Here is a 21,815-nt window from a genome sequence, read left to right on the forward strand (position 1 = left end):
CGGTATGTCAGTACGGTTGTTCTCCCCGTAACACTGCCACGCCCCTTCTCATTCCGAGACACCCGGTCCAATGCGCGAGACGATTTCGTCCCAGTAGCCGGGCAGTGTTTGGAATGGGTTGCTTTGTCCGGTCCGGTCTCCGCGGTCCGTGAAGAAGATCGTCCCGGCTCCCTGCCAGCGGGCGATCCGCATCGCCTCGTCGAGATGGCTGCGCGGGACCCCGTGGACCAGGTGGACGAACTTCTCCGGCGGGTACTCGGCGGTCCACTCCGCCACCTGCGACCAGCGGTAGTCCGTCCAGGGGCCGGAGAAGGTGACCAGCTGGTCGGCCGTCTCCGCGTAGCCCGGATACGGGTGGGTGCCATGGCCCAGGACGAGGTGGGCCTCGCCGTCGAGCACCGACTCCAGGGTGGCCGCGAGGCGCCGCACCTCGGGCAGGTCCGCCCGGTCCGTGGGACAGCGGTCCAGATAGAAGCCGTCGACCTGGTACCAGTCGAGGAAGCGGTGGGCGTCCGAGACGCTCTCGCCGAAGGCGCGCGAGCCGTGGCACAGGTCCAGGTGCCCGAGGACCTTCACCCCGGCGTTCCGCAGCTTCCCGGCCGCTTCCAGGCAGTGCGGGTCGGGGCGGGTCCCCGGGCCGTCGGCGACGTTGAGGACCGCCCAGTGCAGAGGGGTGCCGGGGCGGGTCAGTTCGGCCCATTCGACGGGGGCGAGCAGCGGGTGGGCGTAGCCGGGGACGCCGACGCCCATCTCCTGGACGGCCCCGGTCGTGCTCGTGGTCAGATGCGGCATGCCGCCTCCATCCAGATGTCGGCGAGGGACTCCTCGAGGTTGATCCGGGGCCGCCAGCCGAGCCGGTCGCGGGCGGTGCGGACGTCCGCCTGCTGCCAGCTGCCGCAGCCGTCGGGGTACGGGTGGGGGGCGGCGGCCAGCTGTTCGGCGATGGTCTCCGAGCGCGGGGCGCCGATGACGGGCCGCTGGGGCGGTCCGTCGAGCTCGTGCAGGGTCCCGGCGTACCCGGCGACCCTGGCCAGGACGGCGGCGGCGTCGCGCAGCCGCACGGCGCGTCCGGTGCCGATGTTGACGACGCCCTGGGCGGCGGAGAGCGAGGCCGCGTGAACGGCGCGGGCGACATCCCGTACGTCGACGAAGTCGCGCTGCACGCCGAGGCCGCTGAGCTTGAGCTCGCCGTCGCCGGCCTGCATGGCGCGGCGCATGGCCTCGGCGAGGCGGCCGAGCGGCGAGCCTGCCGGGGTGCCGGGGCCGACGGGCGAGAACACCCGGAGCACGACGGCGTCGAGGCCGGATCCGAGGACCAGCTCGGTCGCGGCCAGCTTGGAGACCCCGTAGGGGCCGCCCGGGCGGGGCACGGCGTCCTCGGCGGTGGAGGAGCCGGGCTGGGAGGGCCCGTACTCGGACGCGCAGCCGACCTGGACCAGGCGGGCTCCGCAGCCGCTGCGGCGCAGGGCCTCGCAGACGGTGGCGACGGCGACGGTGTTGTGCCGGGTCAGGTCCCGGGCGCCGCCCCGCGTGGCGCCGGCGCAGTTGACGACGACTCCGGGGTGGACGGCGTCCAGGAAGCGGGTCAAAGCGCCGGGGCTTCCGCCGGCGAGGTCGAACCGTACGTCGGCGTCGTCGCCGCGCCCGAGGGCGGTGAGGTGCACCGCCGGGTCGGCGAGCAGCCGGTCGGCGACGAAGCGGCCGATGAATCCGTTGGCTCCGAGCAGCAGCACCCTCATCGTGCGGCCCCTTCGCGCCGACCGGCCGTTGCTGGGGGTAGGGAGGTCATGTCTCTTTCGTCTCCTTGGAATGGGTCCTGCGCGGTGGGCGTGCCCGCGGCGTCGGCTCCGCGGGTCCGCCGGGGTTCAGGGGGCGGCGTGGGCCGAGGCCCGGGAGAGGGCGGCGGTGGCGTGGGCGAGCAGGCCGACGGCCGCCGCCCCGCAGGCGAGGGTGGGTACGGCGCCGGTGCCCCAGCTGTCGACGAGGGCGTGGACCGGCACGGCCAGGAGGTCGCAGCCGGGCAGCCGGGCGGCCAGGACCGTCGCGAGGGCGAGGGCCTCGGCCGCGCAGGCGGCGGCGAGTCCGGCGGCGGCGGTTTCGGGGAATCCGTGGACGGTGAGCAGCCGGGCGAGCAGGAGCAGGCCGCCGAGCGCGAGCGCGCCGGGGGCGAAACCGGTCAGGCTCAGGAGGCCCGCGAGGGCGGCCAGGTGGAGCGCCACGGTCGCGAGGAGCAGAGGGCGGGTGCCCGCGGCGAAGTCGTCGAGGCCCCGGCTGGCGGCGAGTCTGCGGCGGGCCCTGGCGGCGAAGAGGTGGGCGCACCAGGCGGCGGGGGCGACGGCGAGGGCCAGGCCCAGGAGAGGCATCGGGGTGATGTCCCAGGCCTCGTCGGGCCCGCCGGTCAGCGTCTCGGCGAGAAGACCGTCCCCGCCGACCGCGTACGCGAGGAGCCAGAGCGTCCAGACGTGGGCGGCGGGGACGGTGCGGCCGGCGGCGCGCAGGGGTCCGCGCCGGACGGCGACGGCGAGCGCGAGGGCCAGGCCGAGGACCCCGGCCGCGCCGACGGCGAGGCGCACGGGTCCGTGGGTGAGCGCGAGTCCGGCGACGGCGAGGGAGGCGACGGCCCCGGGCGCCAGGGCGGACAGGGTCCACCCCGCCCACCCGGCGCGCGGTCCTTCCTCGCCCGAGGGGCGCGCGGGCGCCCTGTCGCCGCGCGGCACGCGCGCGTAGAGCTCTTCGGCGAGCGAGAAGACGTCCCGGTGCCGGAACCGCGCCGCGGTCCGGTCGGTGACTCCGTGCGCTTCGAGTCCGGCCGCGATCTCCAGCGGATCGACGGCCCGCTCGCACAGTTCCCGATGCCGGTGCATGAGCGCCTTGACCGGGTCGGCGGTCCCCCGTCCCCGCCCCGCCCTGGCGGCGGCACCCGCGCCGCCCTCGGCCCGCGCGGTGCCGGTCGCGGCCACGTGCGCGGTGTCGGTCGTCGGCGCGGTCGCGGGCTCGGTCGCGGGGTCGGTCATCGGCTCGGGCGCGGTCGCCGGTTCGGTGGCGCGCCAGGCGGCGGGCCATGCGGCAGCCGGGCCCAGCGAGGAGGACGGCGGCGCCTCGGTGGTCAGTGCCGGCGTGTTCAGCAGGGCCTCGGAGTGGGAGTCCCAGGGGCCGGGGCTCGTGGGGGCGGCGGGGCCGCGCATGGTGCCTCCTTCAGGCATCGGGATCTCCCGCTCCGGCGGTCACCGGCTGGTCCGCCCAGCTGCCGGGGACGTACGCCTCCGCCGGGTGGGCGAAGGGGACACCCTCGGCGGCCTGGCGCCGCACCGGCGAGTGGGAGAGAAGTTCCAGGTAAATGCCGCGAAATGCCGCGAGATTCTGCTCCACGGTGAAGAGTTCGAGCGCGCGGGCGCGCGCGGCGGCGCCCAGCCGGTGGCGGCGCTCCGGGTCGCGCAACAGCGCGAGGCACGCGTCGGCGAGCGCCCGCGGATTGCGCGGGGGGACGACGAGCCCGGTGCCGCCGATCACCTCGACCACCGCGCCGACGTCCGTGGAGACGGTCGCCCGGGCGCAGAACATCGCCTCGACCAGACTGATCGGGAAGCCCTCGACGACGCTGGAGAGGACGACGACCGCACCGGCCGCGTACGCCTCGGCGAGCGTCGGCGCCTCCGGTCCGCCGATCTCCTCGAAGGTGACCGGGTTCTCTCCGACCGCGTGCGCGCCGGGGGCCTCGTCGGGGAAGAGCTGGGCCGCGAGCGCCCGGCAGTGCGCGAGATACGCCTCCGCGCCCGGCTCACGCACCGGCGCGGCGATGATCCGCAGCCGGACCTCGGGCTGGGCCCTGCGGATCTCCGCGAAGGCGTGGAGCAGGGCGATCAGGTCCTTGGCGGGCTCGACGCGGCCGACCCAGACGAGGGTGGCCGGGTCGCCGCTCTCCTCGTCCTCGCCGACCTCGGTGAACCGCTCGGACTCCATGCCGGGGTAGACCGTGCGCAGCTTGGCCCGGTCGGCGCCGCACTTCTCCTGCCAGCGGCGGGCGTGGGTGTTGCCGGGGGTGAGGAGCGCGGCCTGCCGGTAGATCTCGCGGGCGAGCCGGCCGTGGAAGGCGGCGAGCAGGGCGCGCACCGGGTCGGAGTCGGGCGCCTCGGTGGCGGCGAGGTAGTGCGCGCGCAGCTGGACGCCGTACTCGGTGACCAGCAGCGGGGTCCCGAAGAAGCGTTTGGCCAACAGGCCGGGCAGGGCGGCGGATCCGCCGGACGCGGCGTGGCAGAGGTCGACCGCGGCGAGCCCGTCCTCGCCGTACCAGTCGAGGGAGAGCGGGCGCAGGGCGCGCTCCAGGCGGTCGACGAAGGCGAGGTAGTCGGGGACGGTGGCGGTGGCCGCGCCCCGGCGTGCGCCGGGGGCGCGGCAGGCGGACTCGAGGGTGCGGACGGCGAGTTCGGAGCGGAGCGCGGCGTGGAGTCCGCCTCGCTCGCGGGCGAGTTCGGCCAGTCCGTGGAGCCCTTCGGCGAAGAGCTCCGCCGCCTCCTCGCCTTCGCCCTCCGCGCACACGCCCGTCATCAGGTCGCGGAAGTGGCCGGCGAAGCGCCGCCGTTCACGCCTTCCGTGGGTACGGCCGTCGTCCTCGGGGGCCCAGAGCGGGGCGGTGCGTACGCGCCGGACGTGCGGGGGCAGGTCGACCCGGCCGCCGGCCTCCTGGCGCGCGCTGCGACTGAGGGCGTACAGGTCGAACTCGTGCGCCGTGAGCCCGCGCACGAGCCGGTCGCACCAGAGCCTGGACTCACCCGTCGCATACGGGTAACCACCCTCGGTGAGCAATCCGATCCGCATGAGCACACCCCCGATCTCCCTCGGTGTGCGGCCGCCGTGGCCCGGCGACTCGCAGCGGGAAGAACGTAAGCGGATATGCGGGTGGCGCGATGGACGGTTGTCCGTCGCGCCACTGGAAGGGGTGAATGCACGTAACTTTCCCACCGCGGTGGCGTTCTGTCGCGGTACGGAGTGTTTCGTTTACGGAGCGTCAGGCCCCGGCCAGCCCCTGAGGCGGCTCGCCGGTGTGCTCGCCGAGAGCGGCGGCGGCCGTCAACGGCCCGGGTGGACCCAGGGGTTGGGCCGGCACTTGATGCCGTCGACGTCCAGCGACTTGGTCTGCTGCTGCATCACGGGAGCCAGGGCGCCCGGCGTACGGCAGCTCACGTGGCTGTGCCCGAGCCGGTGTCCGACCTCGTGGTTGATGAGCATCTGGCGATAGGCCAGCATCGCCTCGTCGCCGAAGGTCTCCGAGCCCTGCGCCCAGCGGTAGGCGTTGATCATGACGCGGGAGGTGGCGGCGGAGTCGCAGGAGACGTTGTCGACGGTCGTGTCCAGGCCCGACTTGGCGCACCAGACGGCGGTGGTGCCGGGGCTGGCGAGCGTGATCACGAACTCCGGCTCGCCGCTGGAGATCCGCTCGAAGGTCATCGCGCCCTTGCCGGCCCAGCTCCGCTCGTCGTTCAGGGTCTGCTGCACGGCCCGCGCGAAGAGCTGCCCGTCGAGTCCGAGCCCCTTCTCCACGTCGACGCGGTACCGGATCTTGCGCCCCTTGCCGGGCGCCTTGTCGAGGCCGGCCACGGCTTCGAACTCGCCGGACCCCTTCAGCTCGGGGTCGATCGGGAACTGGCGGGTCATCAACTGCTCGTACGTGGGCAGGAGGACGGGCTCGGCGGCCGGGGGCCGCGAGGGGGTGAGCCGCTCGTCGGAGCGCGAGGCGGTGCCGTCGTCCATGGCGCGCCCGGCGGGGCCCTCGGCCGTGCGGGCGAGCGGGGAGCCGGAGTCTCCTTCGGCCACCTGGCCCGCCACGACGACCGCGAGGACGGTGGTGACGGCGGCGGCCGCGATGCCGGTGAAGGTGCGCCCCTTGCCGGGGGCCTTGACCGGCGGCTCCTCGGGGAGCTCCTCCGGGGCGGCGCTCTCGCGCCGCGGGGCGGGGATGAACGGGGCCCGGTCCTCGGCGGCGGGCGGCCCGGCGGCCGGGCGGGCCGCGTCCCGCCGGTCGCCGTACCGCTGGGCGCGGGGGGCGTCCTCGGCGTGCTCGGGGTGCCCGCCCCGTACGGACGCGTCGGCGGGCGGGGAGTACACCGGCGTGCCGTGCATCGGCGTGTCCCAGACCGGCCGCCCGGCGCCACGCCCGTACGCACCGCCGTTCGCGTCCCCGTTCGCGTGCGGGGTGTTCGTACTCGGATACGCGTTCTGGGGCGGATACGCGTCCCGTGCGGGGTACGCGTCCTCGTCCGGCGTCCGCCTGCGCCGCCCCGTCCCGGACCCGGCACCCTCCCGCAGCCCCGTGTCGACCGGAGCTGCGGGCGCGGGTGCGGGGCCCTTCCGACTATGTCGTCCCACGCCCCGGATCAGCTCCCGCCACTGTCGCCGCTGTTTTCGCTGGTGTCGCTGTTGTCGCTGGTGTTCCTGTTGCCACCGACGCCGCTCTCGGCGCCGGCACCACTGTCCTCGATCAGCTCCCGGATGGCCTGCGCGACCGTCTCCGGGTACTCCATCATCGCCACATGACCGGCGTCCGGGAGCGTCAGGAGCCGTGAGCCGCGGAACGCGGCGGCCGCCTTGCGTGCCATCCGGAAGGAAACGAGCTGGTCACGGCCGCCGTAGACAAGCAGCGTCGGCGCGAGCACCCGTTCCGCCTGCCGCCACAGGCCGTGTTGACCGCCGAGCGTGTACGCGTCGACGATGCCGCGCGAGGAGCGTGCCATGGCGTCCCAGAAGTACGGAAGCTCCAGGCGCCGTTCCATCTCCTCCACCGCGTGCCGGAAGCCCTCGTCCGTGACCCGGCCGGGGTCTCCGTAACAGAGGGTCATGACCCCGCGGACGCGCTGCTCCGGCGTCCAGTCCCGGGTGAGCCTCGAGAAGAGCGAGGAGACACCCGGCAGGGCGAGCAGCGCGGTCGGCCAGGCGTTGCGCTGGGCGCGCAGCTCGGGCAGGGCCGGCGAGACCAGGGTCAGCGTGCGCACCAGGTCCGGGCGGACGGCGGCGACGCGGGTGGCGATGGCGCCGCCCAGCGAGTTGCCGATCAGATGGACGGGGCCGCGTCCGCCGGAGTCGAGGAGCCGGATGACGGCGCGGGCGTGTCCGGTGACCGAGTAGTTGCTGTCGTCGGGCGGCGGGGAGTCGCCGAAGCCGGGGAGGTCGACGGCCTCGCCGTCGACGAGGTCCGCGAGCAGCGGCATCAGCGCCGACCAGTTCTGCGAGGAGCCGGCGAGCCCGTGGACGTAGAGCGCGGGCGGGAGCCCCGGCCGGTTGCCCGGACGGGCGCGCACGGTGAGCGTGAGACCGGGGAGCGCGACGGAGCGCAACTCCTCGCCGTCGGCGACCCGTACGGCGCGGGTCCGCGACGAGTGTGGTGCGGCGGCGGTCCGGGTTTCCGGAGGCTCGGTCGACGACATGGCCGCAATATTACGAGACGATCACGCGGGGGCGCGTGTGTGTGGCGTCACAGGTTCGGGTGCGCCGCGCCAGGTGTGCTTCTACGCTCGTAGGAGAGGGTCATGGGAGAGGAACCGCGTCTGCCGGAGAGGAACCGCATGACTGTCGATCCGAACGAGCCGGACACATTCGCCGAGGAAGAGGCCGCAGTGCTCGACGAGGAAATTCCCGAGGCCGACGCGGCCGAGCAGCACACCGAAGTCCAGCAGCGTGAGGACGAGGCACCGACCCATTTGGAACAGGAGTCGGCGAACGAGGCCGACGCCTCCGAACAGACGCGCGTGGTGGCCCTGGACGAGGACGACTACCGCTGATTTGTTCGGTTTAACGTTGAATCGCCGACCGCCCCGGGCGTCCGGTCCGTGAAATTCTGCGTCCGCACGGCGCACAGCCGGGTTACCCAAAAGTACGATGGCGGGCGCGGCGCCACAGGCGCATGGATCGATTTTTGGGAGGCGGCGTGACAGCCATCGAGCAGACAGAGGCAGCACGCCCTCGGGGCACGCGCCTGCCGCGCCGAGCCCGACGGAACCAGCTCCTGGGTGCGGCCCAGGAGGTGTTCGTCGCGCAGGGGTACCACTCCGCCGCGATGGACGACATCGCCGAACGGGCGGGTGTCAGCAAGCCGGTGCTGTACCAGCACTTCCCCGGCAAGCTGGAGCTCTACCTGGCACTTCTCGACCAGCACTGCGAGGCGCTCCTCCAGGCCGTGCGCACCGCGCTGGCCTCCACCACGGACAACAAGCTCCGGGTCGCGGCGACGATGGACGCGTACTTCGCGTACGTGGAGGACGAGGGCGGCGCGTTCCGTCTCGTCTTCGAGTCCGACCTGACCAACGAGCCGGCGGTGCGCGAGCGCGTGGACCGGGTCAGCCTGCAGTGCGCCGAGGCGATCTCCGACGTGATCGCCGAGGACACGGGTCTGTCCAAGGACGAGTCGATGCTGCTGGCCGTGGGCCTGGGCGGGGTCTCGCAGGTCGTGGCGCGCTACTGGCTCTCCAGCGAGTCCGCCATCCCGCGCGACAAGGCGGTGGCGCTGCTGACCTCGCTGGCGTGGCGCGGTATCGCGGGCTTCCCGCTGCACCCCGCGGAGGGACAGCTGAGCGCCGAGGGGCACTGACCTCCGGCCGGTTCCGGGGGCGCTGTTCGCTCCTGGCGTTCGGCGGCTGCCCGTGCGTGTCCCCTCACCGGGCTAATGTGTGCAGCGTACGGCGCGGAGGACCGCGCAACGCTGACCGTTCGGAGGGACATAGCCGTGGAGGTCAAGATCGGCGTGCAGCACGCACCCCGGGAGATCGTTCTGGAGAGCGGGCAGTCCGCCGAGGAGGTCGAGCGCGCGGTGGCCGACGCGCTGGCCGGCAAGGCGCAGCTGCTCAGCCTCACGGACGAGAAGGGCCGCAAGGTCTTGATCCCGGCCGAGAGAATCGCGTACGTGGAGATCGGCGAGCCGGCGGTGCGCCGGGTCGGTTTCGGCGCGCTCTGAGACGTACGCACGTCCATCCGGGGGAAGGCCCGGCGGATCGAATCCGCCGGGCCTTCCGCCTTTTCCGGGGGCGTCGGCGCTGGTGAGGGTGGGCGAAGAGGGTTGCTTTCGGGGCGTCAGGGGTAGGACGGCCTACGACCGAATTGCCCGCCCCGCACCGCTCGCGAGGTGATCCCGTGTTCCTGGAAGCCCTCGGCTCCGCCCTGCTCGGACTGGCCCTGGCCTGGGCGGCCCTGCACCGGCTGCCCGACCGCCTTCCCGCACGTGGGGTCGTCCTCACCACGGGCTCGCTCGGCGCCGTCTTCGGCGCCCTGGTGACCCACGGGGCCCTGGGCCCCGGCCACGCCCTCGCCACACTGACCGGCGCGCTCGCGATCGCCGCGGTCCTGCTCTCCCTGCTCCTGCGCCCGGCCTCCCGCCGCCTGCGCAGATCAGCGGCGGTGTGACCCACACCGCCGCCGAACCCGCCAGAACAGCTGAACCCGCCCGCCCGGGGGCGTGAAGCCCGCGTACACGGCGTGAGGCGTAAGCCCGGCGCGCGAGGCGTGGTGCCGCGGGCTCTGCCGCTTACGCCGCCAGGCCGAGGGCTGCCATGCGCTTGGTGTGGGCCTCGGTGATGCGGGAGAACATGCGGCCGACCTCCGCGAGGTCGAAGCCGTCCGCCACGCCGCCGACCAGCATGGTCGACAGGGCGTCGCGCTCGGCGACCACGCGCTGGGCCTGGGAGAGCGCCTCGCCCATCAGCCGGCGCGCCCACAGCGCGAGCCGCCCGCCGACGCGCGGGTCGGCGTCGATCGCGGCGCGGACCTTCTCCACGGCGAAGTTGCCGTGACCCGTGTCGTCGAGCACCGAGAGGACCAGCGCACGGGTGTCGGAGTCGAGGCGGGCCGCGACCTCGCGGTAGAAGTCGCTGGCGATCGAGTCGCCGACGTAGGCCTTGACCAGGCCCTCCAGCCAGTCCGAGGGCGCCGTCTGGCGGTGGAAGTCGTCCAGCGCCTTGGCGAACGGCTCCATCGCGGCCGTCGGCTCGGCGTCCACGGCGGTCAGCCGGTCGCGCAGCTGCTCGAAGTGGTGGAACTCGGCGGTGGCCATCTTCGCCAGCTCCGCCTTGTCCGCGAGGGTCGGGGCGAGCTTGGCGTCCTCGGCGAGCCGCTCGAAGGCCGCCAGCTCGCCGTAGGCCAGCGCGCCGAGCAGGTCGACGACCGCGGCGCGGTACTGCGGCTCGGCGGATGCCGTGGCCCAGTCCTGGGCGGCGATCCCGGTGGGCTCTTCGGCTGCTGTGGCGTTGTCAGGCGTCTCCATGAAGCGCACAATAGCCCGCTCCCCGGCCGCCCGAAGGCCCTGGTCAGTCACTGTGACGGCGCCCTCATCACGAATTCTCCCAACACACATGCGCGAATCCGGGGTACAGTGGTAAAGCGCCTGCTGAGTATGCGGACATGCTTTCGCACGTTCGGACGTACTCGGTGGGCCATCTCATGAATGAGGATGCCCGGTCGGTGGCCCGACTGGCTCCGACCCGACAGCCCTCCCCGCGTACCCGCAGGAGGGTCCCTCAAGCGGTATGACGCTCGAGCGACGGCAGTGGTCCCGTGCCACCCCGGTGGAGATCTCCAAGATCCGGCCGGAAGTGATCCGGCACGGTACGACCCCCTTCGTTCGCCTCAGGCCGCGTCTCACAGAAGAGGCAGCACCCTGACTACGACTTTCCGAGAGCTCGGGATCCTTCCCGAGACGGCCGAGGCGCTCGAAGCCGTCGGCATCATCACCCCCTTTCCCATCCAGGAGATGACCCTTCCGGTCGCGCTCTCCGGCTCCGACGTCATCGGCCAGGCCAAGACCGGCACCGGCAAGACGCTCGGCTTCGGCCTGCCGCTCCTGGAGCGCGTCACCGTCCCCGCGGACGTCGAGGCCGGCCGGGCCAAGCCCGAGCAGCTGACCGACGCCCCGCAGGCGCTCGTGGTGGTCCCGACCCGCGAGCTCTGCACGCAGGTCACCAACGACCTCCTCACCGCCGGCAAGGTCCGCAACGTCCGCGTGCTCGCCATCTACGGCGGCCGCGCGTACGAGCCCCAGGTCGAGGCGCTCAAGAAGGGCGTCGACGTGATCGTCGGCACCCCGGGCCGCCTGCTCGACCTGGCCGGCCAGCGCAAGCTGGACCTGTCGCACGTCAGGTCCCTGGTCCTCGACGAGGCGGACGAGATGCTCGACCTGGGCTTCCTGCCCGACGTCGAGAAGATCATCAACATGCTTCCGGCGAAGCGTCAGACCATGCTGTTCTCGGCGACCATGCCGGGCGCGGTCATCGGCCTGGCCCGCCGCTACATGTCGCAGCCGACGCACATCAGCGCCACCTCCCCGGACGACGCCGGCGCGACGGTCGCGAACACCACGCAGCGCGTCTACCGCGCGCACTCCATGGACAAGCCCGAGCTGGTCTCGCGCATCCTCCAGGCCAACGGCCGCGGGCTCGCGATGATCTTCTGCCGTACGAAGCGCACGGCGGCCGACATCGCCGAGCAGCTGGAGCGGCGCGGCTTCGCGTCCGGCGCGGTCCACGGCGACCTCGGCCAGGGCGCCCGTGAGCAGGCGCTGCGCGCGTTCCGCAACGGCAAGGTGGACGTGCTCGTGTGCACCGACGTCGCCGCCCGCGGTATCGACGTCGAGGGCGTCACGCACGTCATCAACTACCAGACGCCGGAGGACGAGAAGACCTTCCTCCACCGCGTGGGCCGCACCGGCCGCGCCGGGGCGAAGGGTACGGCGGTCACGCTGGTCGACTGGGACGACATCCCGCGCTGGCAGCTGATCAACAAGGCGCTGGGCCTGGACTTCCACGACCCGGTCGAGACCTACTCCACGTCCCCGCACCTCTTCGAGGAGCTGGACATCCCCGCGGGCACCAAGGGGATCCTGCCCCGCGGCGAGCGGACCCGTGCGGGTCTGGGCGCCGAGGAGCTGGAGGACCTGGGCGAGCCGGGCGGCCGTGGCCGCAAGAAGGCCGCCCCAGTGGTCGAGGAGCGCCCGGAGCGTACCCGTACGCCGCGCCAGCGTCGCCGTACGCGTGGCGGGAGCACGCTGGAGGAGGGCGTCGCCGCCCCCGCCGCGGCTCCGGTCGCGGACGCACCGGCGTCGCAGGACGCCCCCGCCGAGCCGCGCACGCCGCGTCGCCGTCGCCGTACCCGTACGGGCGGAGGCGCGTCGGGTGCCCCGGCCGTCGAGGCGTCCGTCGCCCCCGCCGTGGAGACCCCCGCCCCGGCCCCGGTCGCGGCTCCCGCTCATGTCGTGGCGCAGGCTCCGGCCCCGCGCGTGGCCGCCGCCCCGGCTCGGGCCGCGGTGGCTCCCGTGGTCGAGGAGGCGCCCAAGCCGCGCCGCCGCCGTGCCCGGGTGGCCAGGCCCGAGGCCGACACCCTGACCTTCCAGACGGTGGAGACGGCGGCCGCCGCCGCTGCCGCTGCCGCCGCCGTGACGGTCGCCCCCGTCGAGACGGTGGAGACGCCGGTCGAGGAGCCCAAGAAGGCCCCCCGCCGCCGTACGGCGAAGAAGGCCGTCGCCGAGGCCGTGGAGGTCGTCGAGACGGCCGCCGTGACCGCCGAGGCGCCGGCCGCCGAAGCCGTCGAGGCCGCACCGAAGGTCCCCCGCCGTCGCGCGGCCAAGAAGGCCGTCGCCGCCGAGGCCCCGGCCGTCGAGGCGACCGAAGCGGCCCAGTCGGCCGAGGCGACCGAGGAGGCCCCCAAGGCTCCCCGCCGTCGTACGGCCAAGAAGGCCGTCGCCGCCGAGGCCCCCGACGCCTCGGAGCCGGAGGCGGCCCCCCGCCGCCGTACGACGAAGAAGGCGGCCGCCGCTCCGGCGGAGGCCGTCGAGGCGACCGAGGCCGCAGAGCCGAAGGCGGCCCCCCGCCGCCGCACGACGAAGAAGGCCACGGCCGCCCAGCCGGAGAGCTGACGCGTCACCGCACCGCCACAGCGGCCCGGTCCCTCCCCAGGGGCCGGGCCGCTGTCCGTTCGACCGCCTCTGAACAGCGGTTACAGTCCCTTCTATGAGCAAGCCCCGGTCCCTGGCGCTGCCGCCCCGCACCCGTGCCTACCGGCTGGTGACCGCGCGCGGCGGCTTCGCCGTACTGGACACCGCACCCGTGGCCGAGCGCCGCGGCACGGTGCTGCTGCTGCCCGGCTACACCGGCAGCAAGGAGGACTTCCTCGCGCTCCTGGGACCGCTGAGCGACGCCGGATACCGCGCGGTCGCGGTCGACGGCCGGGGCCAGCACGAGACCTTCGGGCCGCGGCACCGGACCGCGTACAGCCGGCGCGCCCTGGCGCTCGACGCGGTCGCCCAGGCGGCCGCGCTCGGCGACGGCCCGGTGCATCTGCTCGGGCATTCCTTCGGCGGTCTCGTGGCGCGCTCGGCGGCCTGGATGGCGCCCGACGCGTTCCGCTCGCTGACGCTGCTCTCGTCCGGCCCCGGCCGCGTGGCCCGGCCGCAGCGCATCCGGGTCCGGATGCTGCGGGGCGCGCTCGCGCTGCTGCCCAAGGAACGGGTGTGGCACGCCACGCGCTGGCTGGACAGCCGCGGCGAGGAGCCGGGCGTGACCGACCCGCCGGAGATCGTGTCCTTCCTGCGACGCCGCTGGATGCTCACCCGGATCGTCCAACTCTCGGCGGCGGGGCGGCTGTTGCGGCGCGACCAGGACGGCATGGCCCAGCTCGCCCAGCTGACCGTGCCGCTGCACATCGCGTACGGCGACGGAGAGATGGTCTGGCCCGTGTCGGGCCTCGCCGCCGTGGCCCTTCGAACCGGCGCGCACCACACCGTGGTCGTGGGCGCCGGCCACTCCCCCAACGTGTCGCACCCCCAGGAGCTGGCCGACCGGCTGACCTCGTTCTGGGAGCGCTGCTAGGGGACATTCCCCAGGAGGCGATGGCCCTCAGAACTGGGCCTGGAGGTGCTGCCAGAACCCGTCGCGCAGCGACCTGCGGAGCGTGGCATGTCCGCGCAGGGAGCGGCTGAGGAGCTTCTCCGCCTCGATGAGCAGATCCTGGTCGACCGGCCCCGGCAGGTACGGCTGCCCGGGCAGCAGCTCGGCCATCGCGGCGCGACCGCGCTCGCCCAGCCAGGCCGCGGCGATCTGCGCGCCGACGAAGCGGACCTCTTCGCGCGAGGGCGGCGGCTCGCCCTCGTTCTCGTACGTCGTCACGGGCCGCCGGGTCACGTACGGACGGCAGAAGTCGAGGTCGAAGGTGCGGGAGCTGTCGACCTCCCAGAGCAGCGGCTCGGCCTGGTTGCGGCCCTCGGCGGCCTCGATGCCCCACAGGTGGACGCGGGCGCCGTAACCCTGCGCCGCCTCGACGGCCGAGACGAGGTCCTCGTCGCCGCCGACCAGGGCGGCGTCGCTGATGGCGCGGTGCCGGGCGAGGGACTCCAGATCCGTGCGGATGAGGGAGTCGACGCCCTTCTGCTGGTTGTTGGAGTTCAGGTTGCCGAGGCGCACCTTGACGTCGGGCAGCTCGGCGATCGACTGCTGTTCCGGCGTGTGGATCCGGCGTCGTGCGCCGTCGTACCAGTACACGCGCAGCAGCCGGCTGTCCGCGAAGATCGTGCGGGCCGTGTCGATGAAGGCCTCGATGATCCCCTCGGCGTCGAGGTCGAAGGAGCGCCGGTCCTCGGTGCCCGCCACCAGCAACCCGGCCGCAGCATAGACGTAACCCGCGTCGACGAAGATGGCGTGGGTAGAAGGGGTCTTGGCCACTTCGGCCAGCATCCGCTGGAGGAGCTCATTGGTGCGCTCCAGGCGGGAGCCGAGCTCGTGGACCGGGTCGCGCCCGGACGGCGTCTGAGGGATCTCTGCGTCGTTCATACGGGGCTCATTCTCCGCCGGGCCGGGCCCCCTGGCCAATGCCCGTACCCGATAGTAGTTAGGCATCCAAAAATTTTCCTTAGCGTAGGGAATGTTTGCAGGATGCATGCCGTTGAACCACTACGTAACTCAGTTCTCCACCAGGAGGATCAACTCAGACGAAGGGAGAAGCCCATGCGCTTCGAAATCCTGCGACTCGACGACATCGACGGCACCCCCGTCGACCGAACCGTCGTGGACGCCTCCTCCGTCAACCGGATCGTGCAGCAGGCCGCTTCGATCGGCCAGCGCATCTGGATCCGCCCGGCCGAGACCTCGGCCTCATAACGCCTCAGGGCACCGACGCAGACAGACACCGCGCCCCCGCATGGACTCCGTGAACCGGAATCCGTACGGGGGCGCAGTGCGTACGTATCGCACACGGCGGTACGTACGGCGGGGGCTCAGGCGCCCTGGATGACCTGGGTCACGCCGTTGATGATCTGCTGCACGGCGATGGCCGACAGCATCATGCCGGCGAGCCGGGTCACGAGCACGACCCCGCCGTCCTTGATCACGCGGATGATCAGCAGCGAGTTCCGCATGGTCAGCCAGAGCACGATGTGCATGGCGACGATCGCGGCCCAGACGGAGATCTGGGCTCCGGCGCCGTCGGCGTGCTGGACGGCCAGGATCACGGACACGATCGCACCCGGCCCGGCGAGCAGCGGCATGCCGAGGGGGACGAGGGCGACGTTGACGTCCTTGGTCTGCTTCGGCTCGTCGGTCTTGCCGGTGAGCAGGTCGAGCGCGATGAGCAGCAGGAGCAGGCCGCCGGCGATCATCAGCGCGGGGACGGAGACGTGGAGGTAGGCGAGGATCTGCTGCCCGAGGATGCCGAAGACGGTGATGACACCGAAGGCCACGGCGACGGCCTGCCAGGCCATCCGCCGCTGGACCTTGGCGGGCCGGCCGGAGGTGAGGGCGAGGAAGATCGGGGTGATCCCGGGGGGATCCATGATCACAAAGAGGGTCAGAAAGAGCGAGCCGAAGACGGCGACGTCGAACACGGTGAGCCTTGCTTGCGGGAGAGGGTCGGTCGAACGGAGGACTGCGGGGCCTTGTGGGCCCCCGGTGGAACGGAAGAAGCGGGAGGGGTGGGGGGGACGGGCCAGCGGATCGGTGACGGCCGTTCACGGACGGGCGCGCCCCGCGCGGCCGGGCAGGGCGCCCGCGCGGGGCGTCCCGGCGGCCGGGGCGACCACGCGGACGTCCCGGCCGCGGCCGGGTCCTGACCGCGCGGGCATCCCGTCCGTCACGGCGGGCCGTGACCGCACAGGCGCCCCCGGCAGCCGGGACAGACCACGCGGACGCCCCCCGTCAGTGCGGGGCGTGACCGTGTGGGCATCCCGGCCGGCAGCCGGGTCCTGACCGCGCGGGCATCCCGTCCGTCACGGCGGGCCGTGACCACACAGGCGCCCCCGGCAGCCGGGTCCTGACCGCAGCGGACGCCCCCGTCAGTGCGAGGCGTGACCGTGTGGGCATCCCGGCCGGCGGCCAGGGCCGTGACCGCCCGGGCGGCCCGTCCGTCAGGGCGGGGCCGTGACCGTGCAGGCGGCGCGGGGTGCCCGAGCAGGGCGTCCCGGTCGGCGGCCTGCCGCTCCGGCGAGGTCGGCGCGCAGGGGCCCGTGGGCCGGCCCGTCAGAGGGCGAGCGGTCCACCCGTGCCGGGCACCGGGAAGGCGCCCGTGGCACGGCGGGTGATCTCGCCGTAGATCTCGGGGTCGGTGGTGAAGTCGCCGAGGCCGCACGTCTTGCGGCTGCCGTGGTAGTCGCTGGAGCCCGTGGGCAGCAGCCCCAGCTCCTTCGCCAGCCCCCGCAACCGCGCCCTGGTCGCCTCGTCGTGGTCCATGTGGTCGACCTCGATGCCGTCGAGGCCGGCCGCGGCGAGCCGGGCTATCGCGGCCTCCGGCACGACCTCGCCGCGCTTGACGGCGAGCGGGTGCGCGAAGACGGTGACGCCGCCGGCCGCCTTGACCAGGCGGATCGCGTCGAAGGGGTCCAGTTCGTGCTTGGGCACGTAGGCCCGGCCGCCGTCGGCGAGCCACTGCGGCGTGAAGGCTCCGGACACGTCCGGTACGACTCCGAGCTCGACCAGCGCCTCCGCGACGTGCGGGCGTCCGACCGATCCGTCCCCGGCGATCCGGGCGACCTGCTCCCAGGTCACCGGCACACCGAGCTCCTGCAGCTTGCCCACCATCGCCTGGGCGCGCGGCACGCGGTCGTCCCTGACCAGCTCGCGCTCGGCGGAGAGGTCGGGCTCGTCCGGGTCGAAGAGGTAGGCGAGCATGTGCAGACCGACGCCGTCGATCCGGCACGAGAGCTCGGCTCCGGTGACCAGGGTCAGCCCCTCGGGGAGCGCCGCGATCGCCTGGGCGTACCCGCGCGTGGTGTCGTGGTCGGTGAGGGCGACGACGTCCAGGCCGGCCGCGGCGGCGTTGCGGACCAGCTCGGCGGGGGTGTCCGTACCGTCCGAGGCGGTGGAGTGGGTGTGCAGGTCGATGCGCACGACGCGGTACTCCAGGGCTCGGGGCGGACGAAGGGGACGCTCCAGCATAACGGGCGAATCGAACACACTGGGCCCAGGGCCGCGCCCCCGGGCCCAGCCCCACACGCCCCGCCCTCGGCCCCGTTAGCTCACCGCTAGCTCAGCAGACGCGGCGTCAGCGCCCCGCAGGGCAGGAGCTCGACCTCCGCGCCCGCCTCCCGCAGGTCGGTGAGGACCAGCTCGTCGTACATCAGCAGCCCGGACTGCTCCGGCCACACGATCGCCCACAGCCACAGGCCGCGCGCCTCGCCGGCGAAGACGGCGCGGTCGTGCGGGGAGCCGTTGACGTGCCACAGCGGGGTCGGGCGGCCGGCGGCGAGCACCTTGGTCTGGGCGGGCTTGTCGATGGACATGCGGGGGCCGGGGTCGGGGCCGTCGATACCGGCGTACCGGGCGCCGAGCCCGACGCCGAGCTCCTCGGCGACGAGCAGCAGCTCCCCGATGCCGCCGAGCGGCCCGGGGCCGGAGCAGGCGACGGCCGTCGCGCGTCCGCCGCTGCGGTCGTCACCGGCGTACGCGACTCCGGTGAAGAGCCATCCGACGGGCAGGGGCCACGGCATCCACACCGGTACTTCGGCCCGGTGCACCACGACACCGAGGGCCTCGACGCTGGGCGGGATCACGGGTTGCAGCGGGTGCACCGAGCCATGCACGTCGCACTGCCAGGAGTCGGCAAAAAGACCGGGCGCCCTGACCCGGCCACCGCACTTCGGGCAACTGGGTTCGCCCCTCATAGACCCCAACGGTCCTACCCCACCGGCCCCGCGTCAAGGACGATCACCCGTCCGGACCGACCAGTTCACCCTGCGCAGTAGATGCAGCGTGCATTAAACGATGCTCCTCGACCGGGCCGGCGTCAGTCCAGCCGTACGGACCCGCGCAGCGGATCACGCAGGTCGGTGCCGCTCGTCAGCCAGCGCTCCTCAAGGGCCTGCGCCCCGTGGACCCGCTTCCAGGCGGCCTCGTTCGAGGTCATCGGCAGCAGCGGCAGGAAGCGCACCGGATCCAGCGGCTCGTCGAGCTCCACGTCCTCCACGAGACCGCCCGGCTCGGCGACGAGCACCGAGGTGAACGGGGCCCCGGGCCAGAGGGGTTCGCCGACGTCGAGCGAGGCGCCGGCGGCCACCACCACGCCCTCGACCTGCGGTGTCGAGGCGAGCACGGCGAGCGGGCGCAGCACCTTGTCGGTGTCGGCGAGCCCCGCCCGTACCGAGAGCATCAGTTCCGCGCGCGGGCCCTTCACCGGGTCGGCGAGGGCCGCCGTCGGGTCGGTCATCGGGTGGGCGGACATGCCGAGCGTCACGTACCGGACCAGGTCGCCGTCGACGAAGCGGAGTACCTCGATCCGGTCCGTGCCGAGGAACGTCACCGCGGCCCGCGCGTCCGGTTCACCGAGCGCGGTACGCAACCGGGCCTCGACCAGAGCAAGAACTTCTCCCATGCGGTGAGCATAAAGCGCGTGGGTAACGGGCAAAGGAGGGGATTGACCTCAGTCGGCTGATAGTCTTGGCCGCTGGTCGGGACTCCCGACTACTCGTCATCCCCCAAGGGGGACCGGCAGGAGGAGGTGGGGCTGCGTGGATCGAAGTCGGTCGGGCAGTACCAACCGCTCTTCCGCCCCCGCACCCGAGCCCGGTGCGTTCCTCCCGGTGATCTGAGACCTTCCCCACCCGGTCCCCGTCATCCGGCATCTCGCTCGACGGAAGAGCACTTCGTCTTTGCCTGTCTGTAGCGAACGCCGTCACCGCGATCTCGCGGTGCCGCCCGCTTTGCGGACGTAGGACCAATCAGGACGCCCGGTCCACGCCCCCATTCCGGGCTGTGCCACGCATCGCCGACGGCTTCTCCGTGAAGGAGCATGCCAATGTCGATGATCCGTGACCTGCGCGCCGCGGTCCGCCCCTCCCTGCGGCCCTCCCTGCGCAAGACCCCCACCCTCTACACCGCGTACGACCCGACCCGCGACCCCTCCGCCTCCAGCGCCGTCGTCGACTGCGCCGTCTACCGCGACGGCCGCCGCGTGGACGACCGCGAGTGCCTCACGCCCCGCGGCGCGATGCAGCGGGTGCGGGAGAACGGCGGCTTCGCCTGGATCGGTCTGCACGAGCCGACCGAGGCCGAATTCGCCGGTATCGCCGCCGAGTTCGGGCTCCACCCGCTCGCCGTCGAGGACGCCGTCCACGCCCACCAGCGCCCCAAGCTGGAGCGGTACGACGACACCCTCTTCACCGTCTTCAAGACGATCCACTACGTCGAGCACGCCGCGCTCACCGCCACCAGCGAGGTCGTCGAGACCGGCGAGGTCATGTGCTTCACCGGCCCCGACTTCGTCATCACCGTCCGGCACGGCGGGCAGGGCTCGCTCCGCAACCTCCGCCACCGCCTCCAGGGCGAGCCCGAGCTGCTGAGCAAGGGCCCCTCCGCGGTCCTGCACGCCATCGCCGACCATGTCGTCGACGGTTACATCGCGGTCGCCGACGCCGTCGAACTCGACATCGACCAGATCGAGATCGACGTCTTCTCGCCGCCCGCCAAAGGCTCCACGCGCGGGGCCGACACCGGCCGGATCTATCAGCTCAAGCGCGAGGTACTGGAGTTCAAGCGGGCGGTCAGCCCGCTGCTGCGGCCCATGCAGCTGCTGAGCGAGCGTCCGATGCGGCTGGTCGACCCGGACATCCAGAAGTACTTCCGTGACGTCGCCGACCACCTCGCGCGCGTGCAGGAGCAGGTCGTCGGCTTCGACGAGCTGCTCAACTCGATCCTCCAGGCCAATCTGGCGCAGGCGACCGTCGCGCAGAACGAGGACATGCGCAAGATCACCTCGTGGGCGGCGATCATCGCCGTCCCGACGGCGGTCTGCGGCGTGTACGGCATGAACTTCGACCACATGCCGGAGCTGCAGTGGAAGTACGGCTATCCGATGGTGCTGCTCGGCATCACGGCGATCTGTTTCACCATCCACCGCACCCTGAAGCGCAACGGCTGGCTGTAGCCGGGGCGGGACGGGCCGGGCCGGGCCGGCTCACGGAGGGCGGCGGATAGGCTGCGGGGCATGACGGAAACGCTGCTGGGCCCCGCGCTCGTCGAGGAGGCCACGAAGAAGTCCGGCCTCATCTGGGTCCGGGGCGACGCCCCGGCCGCCCGGGCGCTGTGGCACGTCTGGCACGACGGCGCCGCCCACGTCGTCGGCGACGGCCCCGGCGAACAGCCCCTCCCCGGCCTCGCCGCCGGCTCCACGGCCGAGGTGACGGTCCGCAGCAAGGACAAGGGCGGCCGGATCGTCGCCTGGACGGCCGCGGTGAGCGAGCTGGCCCCCGGTACGCCGGAGTGGGACGCGGCGGTCGCCGAGCTGAAGGGCAAGCGCCTGAACGCGACGGACGGCGAGGCGATGCCGGAGCGCTGGGCGCGCGAGTGCCGGGTGCTGCGCCTCGAGCCGGTGGGCTCCACGACGGACCTGCCGGACGGGTCCCTCGCGGCGGTCCCGCAGCCCTCGGACGCGACCACCCGGCACGCCGTACCGGCGGCCCTCCCCCGCCTGCTCTTCAAGCGCCGCAAGCGCTGAGCCACGGCGGCCGCCCGGCGCGCGGGCGTGGCTCAGGCGCGCGGGAGCTGCTTGCCGTAGTCCAGCGTCTCGCCCGCGGAGGGCTCCTCCAGCGGGAAGTCCTTGTCCCACTCGGAGAGGACCACCACGCCCGCTCCCCCGGCCCGCGCGAAGCGGAGCGGGAACGGCGTCCCCTCGAGCGCGACGTCCAGCGTGCCGCCCTCGCCGTCCTCGCCGCCCTTGACCTTCACCGTACGGATGCCGCCGATCTTGTCGCGGTCCCCCTTGACCACCTCGCCGTGCAGTCCGATGAGCCCGTCGAGGAGCAGGGCCATGTCGGTGAAGCCGCGCAGCTGTTTGTACGAGGGGTCGTCCTGCGGCACCTTGACGTACTTGTCGTCGAGCTTGTCGGCCGCCTCGCTGTCGGCGTCACCGTCGCCGTCGGCGCCGGGGGCCTCGGACCCCGACGGCTTGTCGTCGGGGGCCCAGAAACCCGCGTCGGCCTTCAGGTAGAGCGCCTCACCGATGCGCAGCAGCTCGAAGGTGCTGTTCTTCGTCGTCACCGAGCCGCTCGCGCCGTCCTGCTTGAGCCGCATGTTCAGCTTGTACGTGCCGCCCTTGCTGACCAGTGTCCCGGCGAGCCGGACCGCCTTCGCCGTGTCCGCCGCGGACTGCGCCTTCTGCTCGATCACGGTCGCTTCGAGCTTGCCGACCCCGTTCGTCCCCTCGTCCGGATCCGCGGCGCAGCCGCCGAGCGCCGCCGCGAGGCCGGTGCAGAGTGCCACGGGCAGCACAGCCCGGCGGATGCGCGATGCAGTGGGAAGTGCGGTCACCTGCGCTGCCTCTCGAACGTCGTCGGTGGGGGACGGCAGTGCGCAGCGTACCCGGGCCGG

General features: G+C 73.3%; 22 protein-coding genes. 9 read left to right on the forward strand and 13 right to left on the reverse strand.

Translation table 11 applies throughout. The annotated features are described in order from the left end of the window. Nucleotides 1–48: 48 nt before the first annotated feature. The 6 genes from ACF06X_RS21915 to ACF06X_RS21940 all read right to left on the reverse strand — a co-directional run bounded on the left by ACF06X_RS21915 (nucleotide 49) and on the right by ACF06X_RS21940 (nucleotide 7,418). Nucleotides 49–792, reverse strand: a complete 744-nt coding sequence (locus ACF06X_RS21915) for a spherulation-specific family 4 protein (RefSeq protein WP_392288920.1) — start codon at nucleotides 790–792, stop codon at nucleotides 49–51. Continuing rightward, on the reverse strand, nucleotides 780–1,739 hold the full coding sequence (locus tag ACF06X_RS21920; protein ID WP_392288921.1) for an NAD-dependent epimerase/dehydratase family protein: 960 nt from the start codon (nucleotides 1,737–1,739) through the stop codon (nucleotides 780–782). Before ACF06X_RS21920 ends, ACF06X_RS21915 begins: the two co-directional genes overlap by 13 nt. A 126-nt stretch (nucleotides 1,740–1,865) precedes the next feature. Further along, nucleotides 1,866–3,185 (reverse strand): hypothetical protein, encoded by a 1,320-nt coding sequence (locus ACF06X_RS21925; RefSeq protein WP_392288922.1) that lies wholly within the window; start codon nucleotides 3,183–3,185, stop codon nucleotides 1,866–1,868. Between the two features lie 10 nt (nucleotides 3,186–3,195). Further along, nucleotides 3,196–4,815 carry a GT4 family glycosyltransferase PelF gene (pelF, locus tag ACF06X_RS21930; RefSeq protein WP_392288923.1) on the reverse strand — a complete coding sequence of 540 codons (1,620 nt, stop codon included), beginning with the start codon at nucleotides 4,813–4,815 and terminating at the stop codon, nucleotides 3,196–3,198. A gap of 252 nt (nucleotides 4,816–5,067) precedes the next feature. Then, on the reverse strand, nucleotides 5,068–6,363 hold the full coding sequence (locus tag ACF06X_RS21935; protein WP_392288924.1) for a DUF3152 domain-containing protein: 1,296 nt from the start codon (nucleotides 6,361–6,363) through the stop codon (nucleotides 5,068–5,070). 8 nt (nucleotides 6,364–6,371) lie between these two features. Beyond that, nucleotides 6,372–7,418 carry an alpha/beta fold hydrolase gene (locus ACF06X_RS21940; RefSeq protein WP_392288925.1) on the reverse strand — a complete coding sequence of 349 codons (1,047 nt, stop codon included), beginning with the start codon at nucleotides 7,416–7,418 and terminating at the stop codon, nucleotides 6,372–6,374. A 138-nt stretch (nucleotides 7,419–7,556) separates the two neighbouring features. On the opposite strand from ACF06X_RS21940, the gene ACF06X_RS21945 reads away from it, so the two are divergent. The 4 genes from ACF06X_RS21945 to ACF06X_RS21960 all read left to right on the forward strand — a co-directional run bounded on the left by ACF06X_RS21945 (nucleotide 7,557) and on the right by ACF06X_RS21960 (nucleotide 9,387). Continuing rightward, nucleotides 7,557–7,772, forward strand: coding sequence for a hypothetical protein (locus ACF06X_RS21945; RefSeq protein WP_392289047.1), 216 nt, complete (start codon nucleotides 7,557–7,559; stop codon nucleotides 7,770–7,772). A 146-nt stretch (nucleotides 7,773–7,918) separates the two neighbouring features. Continuing rightward, nucleotides 7,919–8,578, forward strand: coding sequence for a TetR/AcrR family transcriptional regulator (locus ACF06X_RS21950; RefSeq protein WP_392288926.1), 660 nt, complete (start codon nucleotides 7,919–7,921; stop codon nucleotides 8,576–8,578). A 135-nt stretch (nucleotides 8,579–8,713) separates the two neighbouring features. Continuing rightward, on the forward strand, nucleotides 8,714–8,941 hold the full coding sequence (locus ACF06X_RS21955) for a DUF3107 domain-containing protein (protein ID WP_392288927.1): 228 nt from the start codon (nucleotides 8,714–8,716) through the stop codon (nucleotides 8,939–8,941). A 176-nt stretch (nucleotides 8,942–9,117) separates the two neighbouring features. Then, entirely contained in the window at nucleotides 9,118–9,387 is a 270-nt protein-coding gene (locus ACF06X_RS21960) for a hypothetical protein (RefSeq protein ID WP_392288928.1), read from the forward strand. 121 nt (nucleotides 9,388–9,508) lie between these two features. Here the strand turns inward: ACF06X_RS21960 and ACF06X_RS21965 are convergent, their stop codons facing one another. Then, nucleotides 9,509–10,243, reverse strand: a complete 735-nt coding sequence (locus ACF06X_RS21965; protein WP_392288929.1) for a ferritin-like fold-containing protein — start codon at nucleotides 10,241–10,243, stop codon at nucleotides 9,509–9,511. 486 nt (nucleotides 10,244–10,729) lie between these two features. Here ACF06X_RS21965 and ACF06X_RS21970 point away from each other — a divergent pair, with 486 nt between their 5' ends. After that, nucleotides 10,730–12,886 (forward strand): DEAD/DEAH box helicase, encoded by a 2,157-nt coding sequence (locus ACF06X_RS21970; RefSeq protein WP_392288930.1) that lies wholly within the window; start codon nucleotides 10,730–10,732, stop codon nucleotides 12,884–12,886. A gap of 94 nt (nucleotides 12,887–12,980) precedes the next feature. Beyond that, entirely contained in the window at nucleotides 12,981–13,838 is an 858-nt protein-coding gene (locus tag ACF06X_RS21975; protein WP_392288931.1) for an alpha/beta fold hydrolase, read from the forward strand. A 27-nt stretch (nucleotides 13,839–13,865) separates the two neighbouring features. On the opposite strand, the gene ACF06X_RS21980 is transcribed toward ACF06X_RS21975, so the two are convergent. After that, a complete protein-coding gene (locus tag ACF06X_RS21980; protein WP_392288932.1) occupies nucleotides 13,866–14,795 on the reverse strand; it encodes an NYN domain-containing protein in 930 nt (309 codons plus the stop codon). 174 nt (nucleotides 14,796–14,969) lie between these two features. Here ACF06X_RS21980 and ACF06X_RS21985 point away from each other — a divergent pair, with 174 nt between their 5' ends. Next, entirely contained in the window at nucleotides 14,970–15,122 is a 153-nt protein-coding gene (locus tag ACF06X_RS21985) for a hypothetical protein (protein WP_158990168.1), read from the forward strand. Nucleotides 15,123–15,238: 116 nt separating this feature from the next. Here the strand turns inward: ACF06X_RS21985 and ACF06X_RS21990 are convergent, their stop codons facing one another. From ACF06X_RS21990 to ACF06X_RS22005, 4 genes are all read right to left on the reverse strand, one after another. Beyond that, nucleotides 15,239–15,844 (reverse strand): MarC family protein, encoded by a 606-nt coding sequence (locus tag ACF06X_RS21990; RefSeq protein ID WP_392288933.1) that lies wholly within the window; start codon nucleotides 15,842–15,844, stop codon nucleotides 15,239–15,241. 631 nt (nucleotides 15,845–16,475) lie between these two features. Next, nucleotides 16,476–17,342 (reverse strand): PHP domain-containing protein, encoded by an 867-nt coding sequence (locus ACF06X_RS21995; protein WP_392288934.1) that lies wholly within the window; start codon nucleotides 17,340–17,342, stop codon nucleotides 16,476–16,478. A 134-nt stretch (nucleotides 17,343–17,476) separates the two neighbouring features. After that, entirely contained in the window at nucleotides 17,477–18,115 is a 639-nt protein-coding gene (locus ACF06X_RS22000; protein WP_392288935.1) for a DUF6758 family protein, read from the reverse strand. A 122-nt stretch (nucleotides 18,116–18,237) separates the two neighbouring features. Further along, on the reverse strand, nucleotides 18,238–18,822 hold the full coding sequence (locus ACF06X_RS22005) for a suppressor of fused domain protein (protein ID WP_392288936.1): 585 nt from the start codon (nucleotides 18,820–18,822) through the stop codon (nucleotides 18,238–18,240). Between the two features lie 423 nt (nucleotides 18,823–19,245). Here ACF06X_RS22005 and ACF06X_RS22010 point away from each other — a divergent pair, with 423 nt between their 5' ends. After that, entirely contained in the window at nucleotides 19,246–20,373 is a 1,128-nt protein-coding gene (locus ACF06X_RS22010; RefSeq protein ID WP_392288937.1) for a magnesium and cobalt transport protein CorA, read from the forward strand. A gap of 60 nt (nucleotides 20,374–20,433) precedes the next feature. Next, nucleotides 20,434–20,943 (forward strand): hypothetical protein, encoded by a 510-nt coding sequence (locus ACF06X_RS22015; protein WP_392288938.1) that lies wholly within the window; start codon nucleotides 20,434–20,436, stop codon nucleotides 20,941–20,943. A gap of 32 nt (nucleotides 20,944–20,975) precedes the next feature. Here ACF06X_RS22015 and ACF06X_RS22020 read toward each other — a convergent pair whose 3' ends face one another. After that, entirely contained in the window at nucleotides 20,976–21,755 is a 780-nt protein-coding gene (locus ACF06X_RS22020; RefSeq protein WP_392288939.1) for a hypothetical protein, read from the reverse strand. Nucleotides 21,756–21,815 lie beyond the last annotated feature (60 nt).

This window comes from Streptomyces sp. NPDC015346 (genome assembly GCF_043078785.1).
Lineage (GTDB): Bacteria > Actinomycetota > Actinomycetes > Streptomycetales > Streptomycetaceae > Streptomyces.